Origin of the sequence: Thermomonas hydrothermalis, from assembly GCF_900129205.1 — a bacterium.
Classification (GTDB): Bacteria; Pseudomonadota; Gammaproteobacteria; order Xanthomonadales; family Xanthomonadaceae; genus Thermomonas; species Thermomonas hydrothermalis.
Genome location: NZ_FQUK01000041.1, coordinates 1 through 17375, shown reverse-complemented (window position 1 = coordinate 17375; position 17375 = coordinate 1). Strand labels below are relative to the sequence as shown.

Genomic DNA, 17375 nt, shown 5'->3' with positions numbered 1-17375 from the left:
AAGCCTGAGCCCTTGGCCGCCCACGGCACCGGCGCCTGCGAGGTCTTGCCGCACTCGCGGCAGGCCACGCGCGGCACCCGGCAGTGGATGAAGGCCTTGAACTGGAAGAAGTGCAGATGCTGCCAGGTGCGCTCCCCCCGGTCGTGCCCCGGCTGGTCCGCCGCCCCGCAGACCGGACAGGCCAGCCGGGCCGTATCGCACGACACCTCGAAGTGGATCGCCCCCTCATCCGGACGAAACGACACGCTGTCTACCGCCCACGGCGGCGTCAGCCCCAAAGCCTGGGTGAAGAGTTGTTCTTGCATCCGCCAAGGCTGACATCATCCGGCGGCCCGTTCCACACCAGACGCGATGGAGCCGGGTTTCCAGCCAGTGGGCCAGAGCCAGCGAGACCTCGACCGGCGGGCCTTCACAGGCGGCAAGCGCGGTGGGCAGCCAGTCGGGGCGGCCCTTGGTACCCTGCTCGAAGCGCTGCGAGCCCACGGCGATCGGCCCGCCCTGGTAGTGGTTCTTCAGATAGTCGATCAGCCGGTTGGCGTGAAAAGCATCCGAGACGGTGTGGCCATGCTCGGCGAAGCCCTCGATCTCGTCATAGGCCAGCCGCGCCCCCAGCGCGATCACGACATAGTCGTAGGCCATATCGTATTCCGGTGCCCCGGGCCGCTCATTCGGTCGCAGACGCACCTTGCGCCCGTCCAGATCAATACCCAGCACTTCGGCCTGGACAAAACGCACATCATCCCGGGCCAGAGCCTCGACCAGCGGCATGTGCATGGTGACGGCCGGGTCGCGCCCTTCGAAGATCTCCAGGGGGATGTTCGGGATGTAGTCCAGATAGGCCTTACGGTCGATGACGGTGATGTCCACCGCGTCCTTTGCGTAGTCGCGAATCTTCTGCGCCGCCCCGAGCCCGGCAAAGTTTCCGCCGAGGATCAGAACATGGGGTTTGCCAGTCATGTCGATTCTCCACTAGTGAGGCGGCCCGGTTCCGCCGGGTCTGCGGCTGCGAGGGGCATAGCCCGATGCAGATGATGGTTCGGTGAGGCTAGATCATGTCAATGCTGGCGGAGGCGATTGGGTCGTCCGGTTCGGCACGGCAGCCCCCGTCAGGGTCGGGAATACTTGAACAGATCTCCCACCCCGCCAAAGGGTAACCTGATGGCGCACCGAACGACTGCGTTAAGAACCATAGGGTAGATCCCGGTGGCGCCTTGTGCTGCCCGGGCAAGGTGCAAGCCGTCATAGCATCCCCATGCTTCAAGCCATGTTCCAGCCGTGGCTGACGTTCAGCGCCTGGCCGGTCAGGGCGTTGGTGGGGAAGGCGGCAAAGACGAAGGCCACCTCGGCCACGTCTTCGACCGTGGTGAATTCCTTGTCCACCGTTTCGCCCAGCATGATGCGCTCGATCACCTCCTGTTCGGAAATGCCGAGTTCCGCCGCCTGTTCGGGGATTTGCTTTTCCACCAGAGGCGTGCGCACGAAGCCGGGGCAGATCACATTGGCGCGGATGCCATACGCCCCGCCCTCCTTGGCGATCACCCGGGCCAGACCCAGAAGCCCATGCTTGGCGGTGACATAGGCCGATTTCAGCGGCGATGCCTCACGCGAATGAACCGAGCCCATAAAGATGATGGATCCGCCGCCCCGCGCTTTCATGTGCGGAATGCAGGTCTTTGAGGTCAGGAAAGCGCCGTCCAGATGGATGGCCAGCAGTTTCTTCCAGTCGGCAAAGGGAAACTCCTCGACCGGATGAACGATCTGGATGCCGGCGTTCGAGACCAGCACATCCACGCCGCCGAAGGCCGCGACGACCCGCGCCACGCCGGCATTCACCTGATCCTCGTCTGTCACATCCATCGCAACCCCGATGGCGCGGCCAGGTCCCTTCGCGGTCAGTTCCGCGGCCACCGCATCGGCGGCGTCTTGCCTGAGGTCGGCGATAGCGACCGACGCGCCCGCCCGCACATAACGCTCCGCGATAGCCCGCCCGATGCCACTGGCCGCACCCGTGACGATGCAGGACTTGTCTTTGAGATTCATGGTCATTTTCCTTCTCCTTCGGCTCGGCCGCACAGCGACCACATTTCGGACAGCGGAGCCTCGCCGCGCAGATGCTGCAGCATCGCAAGCCTCACATGGGCGAGCAGATGGATCCAGGGGAGGTTGGCGAAACCGCGTGAATATTCTCGAAGACACCTGTAGCGGCAAAAGGTTCCGTGAACCACCAGGCGGTACCGCTGGCGGCCATCGGTGCCAGCGCGTGATGGAAAAGCTCCAGCCACACCGGCCCTTCCCAGGCGCTCTTGTTCGTCACGTCCTCGCGAGCGTAGCGCACCGGCTCGCAGATGCGGGAACGACAATCACCATCGGCAATGATCTTCAGCAGGAAACCCGGCGTCTCGACCGCAGCCTTCGCTTTTACCGGATCGAAGGCGTGGGCGCGCACCTCATCCTCGGTCATTGCGGTTCTCCTTGGGGTGCTCGTCTACGGTCAGGTCGAACACATGCATGCCCGGCTTGGCAGGATCGTGCCCGGCCAGCATCGGATGCGACAGGCAGCGCACCACATCCGTATCGCCCGCCTGCCAGTGGCCCCGCATCGCCGCGCGGCCGAAATCGTAGTCCTTGGCGCCCGTCTCGTAGGGCTTGCCGCGATAGATCAGGTGGATCAGCGTCAGCGGCCCGCGCGCCGGCGCATCCAGCAGCGGTGCCACCGCAGGATGCGTCTTCAGCGCCGCGGGCAGACTGTCGGCATGGGCGTGCAGCGCGCAGGCCAGGTCGTGCATCTGTCGCATCCGGTCAGTCACGGCGCGGGTCCGGCTGGAAAAGCGGATGTCCTTCTCGCGCGCCTCGACCGTCCAGATCGAATGCGGAACGGGGCCGCGGGCAGAGAACAGATCCATCTGCCAGACGACCAGCGGCGCATGGTCGGCCCGTGTTTCGACCACCCGCGCCAGCGGCGTGTTGGAAACAAGGCCGCCGTCCCAGAACCATTCCCCGTCGATCTCGATGGGCGCAAACCCCGGGGGCAACGCGCCCGAGGCCATGATGTGCTCGGGCCCGATGCGCCGTTCGGCGCTGTCGAACCAGACGAAATTGCCGTTTGCCACATTGACTGCGCCGACCACCAGCCGCACCGGCCCGTCGTTCAGAAGATCGAAATCCACCAGCGCCTCCAGCGTCGCGCGAAGCGGCGCGGTGTCATAAACCGAGGCCCGGGCCGGATCGCCCGGAAGAGCCACAGACGCAGGCGGCAGGCGCGGCACGAAGAAGCCCGGTACACCCGCCGTCAGCGCCAGGGCGGGCCCCAGGCCTTCCAGCCCCGGCAGTGCGGTCGTCTGACTGACCCGTTCCCAGAAGGCTGTCAGCCGCTCAGCCCGCCGCTCGGGCGGGTTGCCGGCGATGAACGCGGCATTGATCGCGCCGATCGAGATTCCGGCCACCAGATCAGGCCGGATGCCGGCTGCGTGTAGACGGCAAGCAGCCCCGGCCTGATAGGCCCCAAGCGCGCCGCCGCCCTGAAGCACAAAAGCTGTCCGATGGCTTTGCTTCCGTCTCATCCGCGCTACTCCTGTATGCCGCGATCCCGCGCGTCGAGCATCGTCCATTCGCCTCCGATGACCCAGCCACCAAAGACTTCCCTGCCGCGACGGCTGAGACGCTTGCGCAGCAAACCGATCAGCACGGCCGACTGCGCGAAGCGCTCGATCAGAAATGCAAGGGCAAGGATGGCAACAAGCAGGAGTATGACGGCGTTGAGTGAAGTTCCGATGAAGATCGATGCGCCAGCGCCAGAGTCGCCGCGCTCCCATCACAGTCCGGATCCCGTCGGTCGAACAAAACGCAACCGGTTGCACTCAGGAAGTAAACCAGGTCCCCTTATTAGCTTCCGCCTCGCGCAGGAAGCCAATGATCTGCTCTTCAGTAAACCGCGTCTTCACGATCCAATCTCCCTCCTTGTCAGTGAGAATTGGACTCAGATCGGGGTGCTACTCAAAATTTGGGGGGCGTCGTACGCGAGGAAGTGGCCGTTTTGTCGCGCTAGCGCCCACGCTTGGCGCGAAAGTATGCGGTCAGCATTGGCCCGGCCAGGTCAGCCAGGACGCCACCGCACACCTCGACGTGGTGGTTGTGGCGGGGATCCGCAAGCAGGTCGAACACGCTGCCAGCCGCGCCCGTCTTGGGGTCATAGGCCGCAAACACCACCCGCTTCAGGCGCGCATGCACCATCGCCATGGCACACATGGCGCAGGGTTCGAGCGTGACGTACAAGGTGCAACCGACCAGCCGATGGTTGCCAAGCACCTGCCCTGCCTTGCGCATCGCCACGATCTCGGCATGGGCACTGGGATCGTGCTCGCGGATGTTGCGGTTCCAACCCTCCCCCACCACCTGCCCCTGGGCATCGACGATCACCGCGCCAACCGGGACTTCGTCATCCTCACGTTGCGCACGTTCGGCCAGCGCCAGTGCCTGGCGCATCCAATAGTCGTCAATGGAATGCTGTGCTGCCTGCATCATGCGGCGAAAGGGTCAAGTGTCGCAGCGGGGCAATGAAGCAACTGTGCACCAGTGATGCGCAGACGGTCGCTTCACTCCCACTCGAACATCAATGGGAATTTCAATCGAATATAAATCAATGCTTTACCACGGAGAAAAGCACCCAATGCCATGAAAAATACCATGAACCGCTGACTGCGCCGCCGCCCTCTCCTTCGCGGCGATGGCCCACCCCGCCGCAGCCCTCCTCTCTTTACAAACCAACCAGAAACTGGTCGAATACAATTCCGATGTGGGTCATGATACTGGGGGTGCAAGGGTGGGGACAACGCAAGGCAGCGTTCGGTGGGGCATTGAGCGCCGGCTCGAGTTCATCGAGTTCCGGCTGTTCTGGGAAGGCCATGTCAACCGCGGCGACCTGATGGCCGCCTTCGGGATCTCGATCAACCAGGCATCCACCGACCTGAACCGCTACCTCGGCATGGCGCCAAACAACATGGTCTACGACAAGAGCGCCCGCACCTACGTCCGGGGCGACCGCTTCGAGCCCCTGTTTCTGAAACCGGACCCGGCCAGCTACCTGTCCCAGCTGCGGTCGATCTCCGACGGCATCGTCACGCAGGAGGAAACCTGGGTCGGCCAGCTGCCGGACTTCGACACAGTTCCCAGCCCCGTGCGCGGCATCGATGCCCACACGCTGCGCCGCGTCATCGAAGCGATCCGTACCGGGCAGGCGCTTGAGGTCGAGTACCAGTCTCTTTCCAACCCCGCCCCGCGCTGGCGCTGGATCGCACCGCACGCCATTGCCTTCGACGGTTTCCGCTGGCATGCCCGGGCGTACTGCTTCACCGACGGCTGTTTCAAGGACTTCCTGCTGGCGCGCATCCTCGGCACCCGGGACAGCCGCCCCAGCGATATCGACGACAGCCAGGATGCCGACTGGCACACGCACGTCACGCTGAAGATCGGTCCGCACCCGGGCCTGTCCGACGCGCAGAAGAAGGTGGTGGCGCTCGACTATGGCATGCGCGACGGCAAGGCCAGCATCACCGTCCGCAAGGCGCTGCTTTACTACACGCTTAAACGTCTCGGTCTGGATACCGACCCCGCTGCCAGGAAGCCTTCGGACCAGCAGATTGCTCTGCTAAATCAGGAGGGGATCAGTATATCCGGGCACTCCCCTCCTTCGCCATCCTGAGGAGAACAGGCACTTGCGGCTTCACGATTTCCAAAGACATTCGCCTGCACGTACAGCACGACAAGAAACTCAAATGGGCCAACCGAAAAAGAACAGCAACCAAAGCTCAGCCGCCACCGTCGGCTATGAAGCCGCGCACTGGTACATGACCGACACGCTGCACGGCTCGACGGACTCCGCCGGTCAGTCCGGCGAAGGCAACATCCGGAACGCAACCCGATGAGACTTGTCCGCAACACTGGAAGCGACCGCGTTGTCGACATCGTCCGGCCACACCTTGGCGATGGCATGTCCATCGACGCGGTGTCTCCGGCTCTCTCCATATTCGGTTTCGGCGAGCTGATCGGCAGCCTGAATCGTGGCCCGGCCTGTCGGTTGGTGTTGCCGGCGGGCCTCGACGGCCACGCCCTTATTGGCACGGCCAATGAGCGTACCGCCCGCAATCAGCTGCAGGCGCGCTGGCTCGCGGCCCGTCTACTCCAGTGGCTCAATGACAACGTGACCGTGCGTTTGGCCCGGGGCGGCGTCCCCCAGGGAACGCTCGTGTTGCGCGACCGATCCGGAGCCTCCGTGCAAGCCTTGCTTGGAGCTGTCGGGCTCACGTCTGAAGGGCTTGGGCTGGCTCCCGGGAATCCTCTGAACCTGATCCAGGCATCGGAATCAGCCGCCGAAGCCGGGATGCTCGCCCAATGGTTCGAGAGCCAATGGGCGCTTCTTCCCGACACGCGTGCAGCAAAGGACGAACTGTTGCGTCACATTACGGCGCTCGCCCGCCATCGGGACCCGCACCTGATCTACGCACTGGTGTTGCACCATCTCTTCTCCAGTCGCGGCGACGCACTCGACGAAGAGCAGGTCATCAAGTCGGCGACAGGCATACGGAATACCGTCGTCTGGAAGAAGCTCTACAAGTTCCAGCGCGACGGCGTGGTCGGCGCGATCGACAAGCTGAACCGCTTCGGCGGCTGCATCATCGCGGACAGCGTCGGCTTGGGGAAGACCTTCGAGGCCCTCGCGATCATCAAGTACTACGAGTTGCGCAACGACCGAGTGCTCGTGCTCTGCCCCAAGCGGCTGCGGGATAACTGGACGCTGTACAAGTCCAATGACCGACGCAACGTCCTCGCTTCCGACCGCTTCAACTACGATGTCCTGAACCACACCGACCTCTCGCGTGATCGCGGGATGTCTGGAGACATCGACCTCGCGCACGTCAACTGGGGCAACTACGACCTCGTCGTCATCGACGAATCGCACAACTTCCGCAACAAGAAGACTCCACAGGCCGGCGGTGAGACCCGCTACGACCGCCTGATGCGCAAGATCATCCGCGAGGGCGTGAAGACGCGCGTGTTGATGCTTTCGGCCACGCCCGTCAACAACCGCATGGCCGACCTGCGCAATCAGATTGTATTCGCGACGGAAGGTGACGATACGGCACTGCTGGAGCACGGCATCAGCAGCATCGACAGCACCACGCGCCTGGCGCAGAAGCAGTTCAACCGCTGGCTCGAACTGCCTGAGGCCGAGCGCACGCCGGCGAAGCTCGTGGAGATGCTGGGGTTCGACTACTTCACGCTGCTCGACCTGCTGACCATCGCCCGGTCCCGAAAACACATTGCGAAGTACTATGGCGTCACGGAGACCGGCCGGTTCCCCGAACGTCTCAAGCCTATCAACATCAAGGCCGACGTCGATCTTCGTGGCACGTTTCCTCCGATTCGCGACATCAACCTCGAAATCCGTCGCCTGAACCTCGCTGCCTACGCACCGTTGCGGTACGTGCTACCCCACAAACAGGACGCCTACGACAGGAAATACAGCACCGAGGTTAAGGGCGGCACGGGCTTCTTCCGCCAGGTGGACCGCGAGGAAAGCCTCATTCACCTCCTCCGCGTGAACGTCCTCAAGCGGATGGAGAGCTCCGTTGTGTCTTTTGCCCTGACCGTCGAACGCCAGCTACGGGATGTCGAAGACACCCTGCGCCGCATCGAGGCCCAGGTCGAGGAGCTGGAAGAGATCGACATCGAGGACGTCGACATCGAGGACCCGGCCTTCGAGAGCCTGCTGGTCGGGCGCAAGGTCAAGGTGCTGCTGTCGGATGTGGATATCGTGCGCTGGAAACAGGACCTGCTCGAGGACCGCAACCGGCTTACGAACCTGCTTGCCGCTGCCCGCGAGATCAGCCCGGAACGGGATGCCAAGCTGGCCGCCCTGCGCGAAATCATTGCGAACAAGCACCGCCAACCCATCAACCAAGGCAACCGTAAAGTCATCGTCTTCACCGCTTTCGCGGACACCGCGAACTACCTGTTCGACCAGCTCGCACCTTGGGCAAAGGAAACGCTGGGGGTGGAGAGTTCGCTGGTCACCGGCACGGGCAGCAACAAGACCACCCTCCCGAAACTGCGCCGCGACCTCGGCTCCATCCTCACCGCATTCTCACCGCGTTCCAAGGAACGCCCCGAGGAGCTGGCGAGCGAGGGCGACATCGACCTCCTCATCGCCACGGACTGCATCTCCGAAGGGCAGAACCTCCAGGACTGCGACTGGCTGGTCAACTACGACATCCATTGGAATCCCGTCCGCATCATCCAGCGTTTCGGGCGCATCGACCGCATCGGCTCACCCAACGAGCGCATCCAGCTCGTGAACTTCTGGCCCAACATGGAGCTGGAGGAGTACATCAACCTCGAACAGCGCGTCAGCGGACGCATGGTGCTGCTCGACATCTCGGCCACGGGCGAGGAGAACCTGATCGAGCAGCAGTCCGGCAACCCAATGAACGACCTGGAGTACCGGCGCAAGCAGCTGCTCAAGCTCCAGGACGCGGTGATCGATCTCGAGGACCTCTCGAGCGGCGTCTCCATCGCCGACCTGACATTGACCGATTTCCGGATCGACCTTGCAGAGTATCGCAAGGCGCATCCGGGGGTTCTGGAATCGGTGCCGCTCGGGGCATTCGCCGTCACGACCACGAGCGAGGCGGAGATCCCGCCCGGCATCGTGTTCTGCCTGCGTGCGGAAGGAGCGGCCGCCGCGCGCTTGCCGGAGGAAGGCTATCCCCTCGCGCCGCATTATCTGGTGCATGTCGCGGATGACGGAGCGGTGTTGCTGGCGTACCCGCAGGCCAAGCATATTCTCGACCGGTTGAAGCGTCTCTGCGTCGGGCGGGACCTGCCCGACGCCGGCGCCTGCGCCCGCTTCGACAAGGCGACGAAGAACGGCCAGGACATGCGCCACCCGCAGAAGCTGCTGGCGGCAGCCGTCTCCTCCGTGGTCGGCAAGAGCGAGGAGCGCGCCGTGGCCAGTCTGTTCACGCCGGGAGGCACTCATGCCCTGACGGGTGAGTTCGCCGGCATCGACGACTTCGAGGTTGTGGCATTTCTTGTGGTGCTGCCTGAGTAGTCAGGCAATTGAAAAACAGGAGAGAGGATGAGCTTTCGCACCGCCGAACCCGCACTGAAAGATGTGCTCGATGGCATCGCCTCGGGGCAAATCCAGCTCCCCGACTTCCAGCGTGGCTGGGTCTGGGATGACAACCATATTCGCTCGCTGATCTCTAGCCTCACGTTGTCCTATCCGATTGGTGCCGTAATGTTTCTTGAAGCGGGCGGCGTACCATTCAAGCCTCGTCTGTTCGCCGGCGTGAGCTTGCAGCCGGCACCTGCCCCCAAGACCCTGGTGCTCGACGGTCAGCAACGTCTGACCTCCCTGTACTTGGCGCTGCGCAGCGGCCAGCCCGTGCCCACACGCACGGAGAAAGGCGCGGATATCCGTCGCGTCTACTTCCTTGACATGGCTAAATGTCTTGACGAATCGGCAGACCGTGAAGAGGCCGTTCTCTCCATACCGGAGACCTTACAGATTTCGTCCGACTTCGGCCGCAAGATCGAGCTGGATGTCAGCACGCCAGAATTGCAGTACAGCCAGCGGCTGTTCCCTGTGGCGTTGCTGTTCGATATCCAGAGATTTATGGCATGGGAAAGTGGCTTTAGCGCTCATTATCAGTTTGCGGCAGAAGCCATGCAGTTTATGCAACGTTTCCGCCATGAGATCTGGCAGCGTTTCCATGAGTTCAAGGTTCCCGTCATCGAACTGAGTAAGAACACACCGCGCGAAGCCGTCTGCCAAATCTTCGAGAAGGTCAATACCGGCGGGGTGACGCTGACTGTCTTCGAGTTGATGACGGCGACCTTCGCAGCCGATGAGTTCAATCTTCGCCAAGATTGGGAAGCCCGCCGAAAGCGGCTGACCGCCAAGCATGACGTTCTCAAAGCCGTGGACGGCACCAGTTTCCTCACGGCAGTGACCTTGCTGGCCAGCTATCGGCGGCACAAGGAACAAGGTACGCCCGTCAGTTGCAAACGCGCCGACGTGTTGAAACTTACACTGGCTGAGTTCAAGTCGCTCGAGTCCGCCCTGGAACAAGGGTTTAAGCGGGCGGCCGAATTGTTGGCCGAAGAAAAAATATTCGATGCCCGAAGCCTGCCTTATGCGACTCAATTGATCCCTTTATCAACAATCTGCGCCTACTTGGGAGAACGCACCACGCAGCACGGTGTCAAACAGAAACTGTTGCGTTGGTATTGGTGTGGAGTTCTGGGGGAACTGTACGGCGGCGCCAATGAAACGCGCTTTGCCATGGACATCCAGGACGTTGTGGCCTGGGTTGACGGTGGCGGTGAACCGCGCACGGTTCGCGATGCCAATTTCGCGCCGACGAGGCTGCTTTCCCTGCAAAGCCGCCTGGCTGCAGCGTACAAAGGGCTGGCTGCGCTGCTCATGAAACACGGTGCCCGCGATTTCGTCAGCGGCACGCCCATTGATCTCAATACCTACTTCAACAACGCCATCGACATCCACCACGTCTTTCCCCGCGCCTGGTGTGAAAAGCAGAAGCTCCCCAAGGAGAAGTGGAACAGTGTGGTGAACAAGGCGCCGCTGGCGGCAGGCACCAACCGCTTTATCAGTGGCGATGCCCCCAGCGTCTACCTTGCGCGTATCCAAAAGGCCAAGCAGGTTGCCCCCGACAGTCTGGATGAATTCCTGGCTTCGCATGTGATCCCGGTACAGGCGCTGCGCTCGGACGACTTTGATTCCTTTATCCGCCAACGCGCTGCTGCGCTGTTGAAGCTCATCGAACAGGCCATGGGCAAAGCCATTGCCGGGCGCGACAGCGAAGAAACTATCAAGGCCTTTGGTGCGGAACTGTCGTCATGAACCGGACGGACGTCGTTGCCGCACTGTGTCTCCCCGCCGCCGCACGCGTGGATCGCCGAGTGCCCAAGACGCTGCTGGTGGAGCATGGCGCGCCGACAGCGGCCGACCGCCGCCAGGTCAACGAGGGCATCGAGCACATCCAGTGGGTGGCCGCGCTGAAGCCGACCACCATTGGCGTTGCCGCCTTTCGCGATGATGCGCGTGAGTACCTGGAGATCGCCGTCATCCGCGTCGCGCTGCGGGAGGATGCCAGGACACAGCGGCTGGTGGAACTGCTCCACCGGGCGATCCCCTACCCTGTGTTCGCCGTGACCGAACAGGGCGAGTCGGTGGCGTTGTCCGTCGCACACAAGCGCTGGTCGCAGGCGGAGGCCCAGAAGACCGTCCTCGACGGCGAACCGGTCACGGTGGCGGCGCCTCACGAGCGCGAGCCCTACGCAGGCGCATTCGCGGCGGCGCTGGCGCTGGGCGGCCAACCGCAGGCATCGTTGCACGCGCTGTACCAAGGCTGGCTCGATACCCTGCTGGCCCTGCAGGCCGCCAGGGTGTCGGGCGTTTTCAGGATCCTGCCGGACGCCGACCGGCGTGCCGCCCGCAGAGATGCCCTCGCCGAGTGCGAGCGCCTCGACGTCGAGATCGCGCGCCTGCGCGCAGCGGCGAAGAAGGAAAAGCAGATGGCGCGACAAGTCGCGATCAATCAGGAACTCAAGCGCGCCGAGGCGGCCCGTGCCGTGGCGCTTGCCCGTTTGTGAAGACCGAGAAGACGATGAAGAAATTGACCCCGAACGATCCTGAAACCCGCTCGATCGATGGCGTCGCCGAGAACATTCGGCGGCTGAAGGCGCTCTTCCCGGAGCTCGTGACCGAGGGACCGAACGGAGCCGCGGTGAACGTGGACGTGCTCAAGGCGCTGGTGGGTGACGCCACCGTCACCGACGCCGACGAAAAGTACGGTCTCAACTGGCACGGAAAGCGGCGCGCGCGTCAACTCGCGCTCATGCCCTCCACCGGCACGCTGCGTCCGTGCCCGGAGGACAGCGTGGACTGGGACACCACCCAGAACCTGATGATCGAGGGCGACAACCTGGAGGTGCTGAAGCTCCTGCAGAAGAGCTATGCGGGCAAGGTGAAGCTCATCTACATCGACCCGCCCTACAACACCGGGAACGACTTCGTCTATCCCGATGACTACCAGGACAGCATCAAGAACTACCTTGAGCTGACCGGGCAGGTGGAAGGCGGGAAGAAGATCAGCAGCAATACCGAGGCCAGTGGGCGGTTTCACACGGATTGGCTGAACATGATGTATCCGCGACTGAAAGTCGCGCGGGACCTCCTGCGTAACGATGGCATACTCCTTGTTTCAATCGGTGATGAAGAAGCCCACAACCTTCGCGAACTCTGCGATGAGATTCTCGGGGGCGAGAACTTTTGTGGCGTCTTCGTATGGGAAAAGAAGAAGAAGCCCTCCTTTCTCGATCACAACATGGGCTCGGTAACCGATTACGTAATTGCTTACGCCAAGAATCGTCAGTACACGTCAGCGTTTGTTGCGGGAGCCGTCGAGGACGGCAAGAAGTACCCTTTCAATAACGCTGGCAATCCGTTGAGCACGTTGCGCTTCCCCCCTTTTTCGGTTCGGTTCCTATGCGGCGATCAGCTCATCGCGGCACAAGATATGTCCGAAGGGAATATCAAGACAGAGCTTCTCAACGACGTAACGATTGTCAATGGAACGAACGTCAATGAATTTGCGTTACGGGGTGAGTTTCGCTATTCCCAGACGAAGCTGGACGAGTTCGTTGCGGCCAAAGCCGAAATCGTGATCAGCAAGGTTCCATTTCGACCGAACTACGTGAATCGTTCCGGGGAACCGAAGAAGACTTCAAACCTGCTATCCCACCGAGTTAACGGGATACCAACCAACGAGGACGCGACCGAAGAAATACGCCAGCTGTTCGGCACCGACGTTATGAGCTATCCAAAGCCAACAGGTCTAGTCCAATACCTAATAAGGGCCACAACGTCCTCCGATGACATCGTCATGGACTTCTTTGCGGGGTCCGGAACAACAGGCCATGCAGTAATGGCCCAGAATATCGCTGACGGTGGCAACCGTTCATACATCCTCGTACAGCTACCGGAGCCACTCGACCCGGAGAACAAGGACCAGAAGGTAGCCGCCGACTTCTGCGACTCGCTCGGCAAGCCGCGCAACATCGCTGAGCTGACCAAAGAGCGCCTCCGCCGCGCCGCAAAGAAGATCAAGGACGAGAACCCGACGTACACGGGCGACCTCGGCTTCCGTGTCTTCAAGCTCGATTCCAGCAACATCCGCGCGTGGGAGCCCGACCGCGACAACCTTGACCAGACGCTCCTTGAGTCCATAGAACACATCAAGGCCGATCGCACCGAGTCCGATGTGCTGTACGAGCTGCTGCTCAAGCTCGGCCTCGACCTCTGCGTCCCCATCGAGACACGCACGTTCGCCGGCAAGGAGGTTCACTCCGTCGGCGGGGGCGTGCTGATGGCATGCCTCGCGCCAAAGATCGAGCGGGCCGAAGTGGAAGCGCTGGCGCAGGGCATCGTGGACTGGCACAAGGCGCTCGCGCCCGCCGGCGACACGACCTGCGTTTTCCGCGACAGCGCCTTCGCCGACGACGTGGCCAAGACCAACATGGCCGCGATCCTCGAGCAGCACGGTATCACCAACGTTCGGAGTCTGTGAGTACGCGCGCCCATGAAACTGCACTTCGAACCCGATCTCGACTACCAGCTCCAGGCCATCGAGGCGGTCTGCGACCTGTTTCGCGGGCAGGAAATCTGCCGCACCGAATTCACGGTTACGCGCGACCCTGCGGACACGCAGATGCGCCTTGGCTTCGCGCATAACGACCTTGGCATCGGCAACCGCCTGACGCTGCTCGACGAGGAACTGCTGGCCAACCTCCAGGCCATCCAGCTTCGCAACGGCATCGCTCCGTCCGAAACGCTCGCCTCAGGCGACTTCACGGTGGAGATGGAGACCGGCACCGGCAAGACCTACGTCTACCTGCGCACGATCTTCGAGCTCAACAAACGCTACGGATTCACCAAGTTCGTGATCGTGGTGCCGTCCATCGCCATCAAGGAAGGCGTCTACAAGTCGCTCCAGATCATGGAGGATCACTTCAGGAGCCTTTACGCAGGCGTGCCCTTCGACTACTTCCTCTACGACTCCGCCAAGCTCGGACAGGTGCGCAACTTCGCCACCAACGCACACATCCAGATCATGGTGGTGACGGTCGGCGCCATCAACAAGAAGGACGTCAACAACCTCTATAAGGACAGCGAGAAGACCGGCGGTGAAAAGCCCATCGACCTGATCAAGGCCACGCGCCCGATCGTCATCGTGGACGAGCCGCAGAGCGTGGACGGCGGGCTGACGGGCGCGGGCAAGCAGGCGCTGGATGCCATGAACCCGCTCTGCACCCTGCGCTACTCCGCCACGCACGTGGACAAGCACCACATGGTCTACCGCCTCGACGCGGTGGACGCCTACGAGCGTCGGCTGGTCAAGCAGATCGAGGTCGCGTCGGCAACGGTGGAAGACGCGCACAACAGGCCGTTCGTGCGTCTGGTGTCGGTCAGCAACAAACGCGGCAGCATCAGCGCCAGGGTGGAGCTGGATGTGGAGACAGCCACCGGCGTGCAGCGCCGCGAGGTCACCGTGTACGACGGCGACGACCTGGAGCAGACGACCCGCCGTCCCATCTACCGCGACTGTCGCATCGGCGAGATCTGCGTTGCCAAAGGAAATGAGTTCCTCGAGCTTCGGGTGCCCGGCGGGGAGCAGTACCTGCGCCCGGGCCAGGCATGGGGTGACGTTGATCCGCTGGCCGTTCAGCGCGAAATGATCCGCCGCACCATCAAGGAACATCTGGACAAGGAGAAGCGCCTGCGCCCGCTCGGGATCAAGGTGCTGTCCCTGTTCTTCATCGACGAAGTCGCGAAGTACCGGCAGTACGACGACGACGGCAATCCGGTCAAAGGCGAATACGCGCGCATCTTCGAGGAGGAGTACAAGCGCCTCGCGAACCATCCCGACTACCGGACGCTATTCCAGGAAGTAGACCTGAGCCGCGCCGCCGAGGAGGTTCACGAGGGGTACTTTTCCATCGACAAGAAGTCCAGGCGCGCGGTGGACACGACCGAGAGCAATCAAGCCGGTCGCGAGGCGGCAGAGCAGGCGTACAACCTGATCATGAAGGACAAGGAAAGACTCCTCTCCTTCGACACCCCGCTCAAGTTCATCTTCTCCCACTCGGCGCTGCGCGAGGGCTGGGACAACCCGAACGTGTTCCAGATCTGCACGCTGCGCGACATCAGGACGGAGCGCGAGCGGCGGCAGACCATCGGCCGGGGGCTGCGGCTTTGCGTGAACCAGGATGGCCAGCGCGTTCGCGGGTTCGATGTCAACACGTTGACCGTGATCGCGACCGAAAGCTACGAACAATTCGCCGAGAACCTGCAGAAGGAGATCGAGGCCGAGACTGGCATCCGGTTCGGCATCCTGGAAGCGCACCACTTCGTGGCCGTGAAGGTTACCTCTGAGAGCGGCGAGATGACGCCACTGGGGCTCGAAAAATCGAAGGCGCTCTGGGAGCATCTCAGGTCGGCCGGGTATATCGACGCCCGCGGCAAGGTTCAGGAGTCCCTGAAACAGGCGCTGGCCAACGGCCATATCGAGCTGCCGGATGAGTTCCGTCCGCACCATGCCCAGATCGCCGACATCATCGCGAAGGTCGCCGGTCGCCTCGAGATCAAGAACGCCAACGAACGCCGGCAGGTGCGGCCGCGCCAAGCCATCCTCCATAGCCCGGAGTTCAAGGCGCTGTGGGACCGGATCAAGGACAAGACCACCTACCGGGTCGAATTCGACAACGAGAAGCTGGTCGAGGCGTGCATCAAGGCGCTGCGCGACGCGCCGCCGCTTCCGAAAACGCGGTTGCAGTGGCGAAAGGCGGACATCGCCATTGGCAAGGGGGGCGTGGAAGCGACCGAACGTGACGGCGCACAAACGGTGGTCCTGGACGAAACCGACATCGAGCTTCTCGACCTGCTCACCCAGCTCCAGGACCGCACGCAGCTCACGCGTCGCACCATCTGCCGCGTCCTCACTGGCTGCGGGAGATTGGATGACTTCAAGCGGAACCCGCAGGCCTTCATCGAGCTGGCCGCCGAAGCGATCAATCGATGCAAGCGGCTGGCGATCGTGGATGGGATCAAGTACCAACGGCTCGGCGATGAGTACTACTATGCGCAGGAGCTCTTCGAACAGGAAGAGCTGACCGGCTACATCAGGAACATGCTCACCGAAACCAGGAAGTCCGTATTCGAGAGTGTCGTTTACGACTCGGGCACGGAAGCCGCATTTGCGGACGGCCTCGAGAAGAACGAGGCGGTCAAGGTCTACGCCAAGCTTCCCGGCTGGTTCAAGGTACCGACACCGCTCGGGTCGTATAACCCGGACTGGGCAGTTCTGGTGGAGAAGGATGGTGCCGAGCGGCTCTACCTCGTGGTCGAGACCAAGAGCAGCCTGTTCACGGACGATCTCGGCGACAAGGAGAGCGCGAAGATCGAATGCGGGAAGGCGCACTTCAAGGCATTGGAGGTTCGAGAGACACCGGCTCGATATGTGGTGGCTCGAACCGTTGATGACATTATTGCGTAGGAGCGATAAGAGATTGGTTAAACGCCGTATGAATCTTCTCCACTCTCTTCTGTATCGCCCTCCTCGCGAGCGCGACTGCCCGATGACTACGGTGTCGAGTGACACTCATGTTCTTCCTGTCCAGCTTCTTGTCAGTTATCGAACCAAGCTGCCGCAACGACGCCGCCTGGTTACATCCAGCGTGAATCACATTCGTTCCCTTGGCAGGGCCTGGCCTGATATCCAGCGTCGCAGGCATTTCGGCTTACGATCCGTCCCACGGATTGATGACCGCCACCCCAGCCGCCTCGAAGGGCGCGGTATCGCGTGACGCCACGATGAAGCCCCGCGATGCAGCGATGGCGGCGATGTAGCCATCCGGCGTCGGGAAGCCACGCCCTCCATTCCTGGCCGCCACGGCCAGCTCTGCGTAGCACCGCGCTGCCTCCGTGTCGAAGGACAGCACGCGATCCCTGAACAGCTCCAGCAGCGCGTTGAGCGCGCCATCCAGCAGGTCCCTGCGCCTGCCCTGCGGCAGTGCCTGGATGCCGAACAGCAGCTCAGCCAGCGTGACGCTGGTGATGTATAGAGTCTCCGCCGCCTGGTCATTCAGCCACGCCACGACCACTGCGTTGGGCGCCGGCTTCATCGCCTCGGATACGACGTTGGTATCGAGGACGATCATTCGAACCTCGGCGGCTCGGCGGGCGTCCTGTCGCGGACACTCTCAAGATCGGCAAAGTCTTCGTCGGTCAAGCCAAT

General features: G+C 62.3%; 14 protein-coding genes. 7 read left to right on the top strand and 7 right to left on the bottom strand.

Annotated features, from left to right (window positions below; translation table 11 throughout):
- The 6 genes from BUA29_RS10160 to tadA all read right to left on the bottom strand — a co-directional run.
- Positions 1–305, bottom strand: a 305-nt coding sequence (locus tag BUA29_RS10160) for a transposase family protein (protein WP_143148903.1), incomplete at its 3' end; no start/stop codon positions are given.
- Entirely contained in the window at positions 226–957 is a 732-nt protein-coding gene (locus BUA29_RS10155) for an FAD-dependent oxidoreductase (protein ID WP_072756450.1), read from the bottom strand. The genes BUA29_RS10155 and BUA29_RS10160, both read right to left, overlap by 80 nt.
- A 300-nt stretch (positions 958–1257) precedes the next feature.
- Positions 1258–2040, bottom strand: a complete 783-nt coding sequence (locus BUA29_RS10150) for a 3-hydroxybutyrate dehydrogenase (RefSeq protein WP_072756449.1) — start codon at positions 2038–2040, stop codon at positions 1258–1260.
- 91 nt (positions 2041–2131) lie between these two features.
- The gene (locus BUA29_RS10145; protein WP_072756448.1) at positions 2132–2461 is read right to left on the bottom strand and encodes an acetoacetate decarboxylase family protein; all 330 of its coding nucleotides are present in this window, start codon (positions 2459–2461) and stop codon (positions 2132–2134) included.
- The gene (locus tag BUA29_RS10140) at positions 2448–3560 is read right to left on the bottom strand and encodes a patatin-like phospholipase family protein (protein ID WP_218587182.1); all 1113 of its coding nucleotides are present in this window, start codon (positions 3558–3560) and stop codon (positions 2448–2450) included. The genes BUA29_RS10145 and BUA29_RS10140 overlap by 14 nt, the downstream gene beginning before the upstream one ends.
- Before the next feature lie 481 nt (positions 3561–4041).
- A complete protein-coding gene (gene tadA, locus BUA29_RS10135) occupies positions 4042–4521 on the bottom strand; it encodes a tRNA adenosine(34) deaminase TadA (protein WP_072756446.1) in 480 nt (159 codons plus the stop codon).
- 202 nt (positions 4522–4723) lie between these two features.
- Between tadA and BUA29_RS10130 the strand changes: the two genes are divergently transcribed.
- From BUA29_RS10130 to BUA29_RS10105, 7 genes are all read left to right on the top strand, one after another.
- Positions 4724–5698, top strand: coding sequence for a BrxR family helix-turn-helix transcriptional regulator (locus BUA29_RS10130; protein ID WP_218587181.1), 975 nt, complete (start codon positions 4724–4726; stop codon positions 5696–5698).
- A gap of 73 nt (positions 5699–5771) precedes the next feature.
- Entirely contained in the window at positions 5772–5921 is a 150-nt protein-coding gene (locus BUA29_RS12245; RefSeq protein WP_178137922.1) for a hypothetical protein, read from the top strand.
- A gap of 65 nt (positions 5922–5986) precedes the next feature.
- Positions 5987–9106, top strand: a complete 3120-nt coding sequence (locus BUA29_RS10125; RefSeq protein ID WP_245770541.1) for a helicase-related protein — start codon at positions 5987–5989, stop codon at positions 9104–9106.
- A 27-nt stretch (positions 9107–9133) separates the two neighbouring features.
- A complete protein-coding gene (locus BUA29_RS10120) occupies positions 9134–10921 on the top strand; it encodes a GmrSD restriction endonuclease domain-containing protein (protein WP_072756443.1) in 1788 nt (595 codons plus the stop codon).
- Positions 10918–11673 (top strand): DUF4391 domain-containing protein, encoded by a 756-nt coding sequence (locus tag BUA29_RS10115; RefSeq protein WP_072756442.1) that lies wholly within the window; start codon positions 10918–10920, stop codon positions 11671–11673. The genes BUA29_RS10120 and BUA29_RS10115 overlap by 4 nt, the downstream gene beginning before the upstream one ends.
- Positions 11670–13649 (top strand): site-specific DNA-methyltransferase, encoded by a 1980-nt coding sequence (locus BUA29_RS10110; RefSeq protein ID WP_218587180.1) that lies wholly within the window; start codon positions 11670–11672, stop codon positions 13647–13649. The genes BUA29_RS10115 and BUA29_RS10110 overlap by 4 nt, the downstream gene beginning before the upstream one ends.
- A 12-nt stretch (positions 13650–13661) precedes the next feature.
- Positions 13662–16634 carry a type III restriction-modification system endonuclease gene (locus BUA29_RS10105; protein ID WP_072756441.1) on the top strand — a complete coding sequence of 991 codons (2973 nt, stop codon included), beginning with the start codon at positions 13662–13664 and terminating at the stop codon, positions 16632–16634.
- A 244-nt stretch (positions 16635–16878) separates the two neighbouring features.
- On the opposite strand, the gene BUA29_RS10100 is transcribed toward BUA29_RS10105, so the two are convergent.
- On the bottom strand, positions 16879–17298 hold the full coding sequence (locus tag BUA29_RS10100; protein ID WP_072756440.1) for a type II toxin-antitoxin system VapC family toxin: 420 nt from the start codon (positions 17296–17298) through the stop codon (positions 16879–16881).
- Positions 17299–17375: the final 77 nt, after the last annotated feature.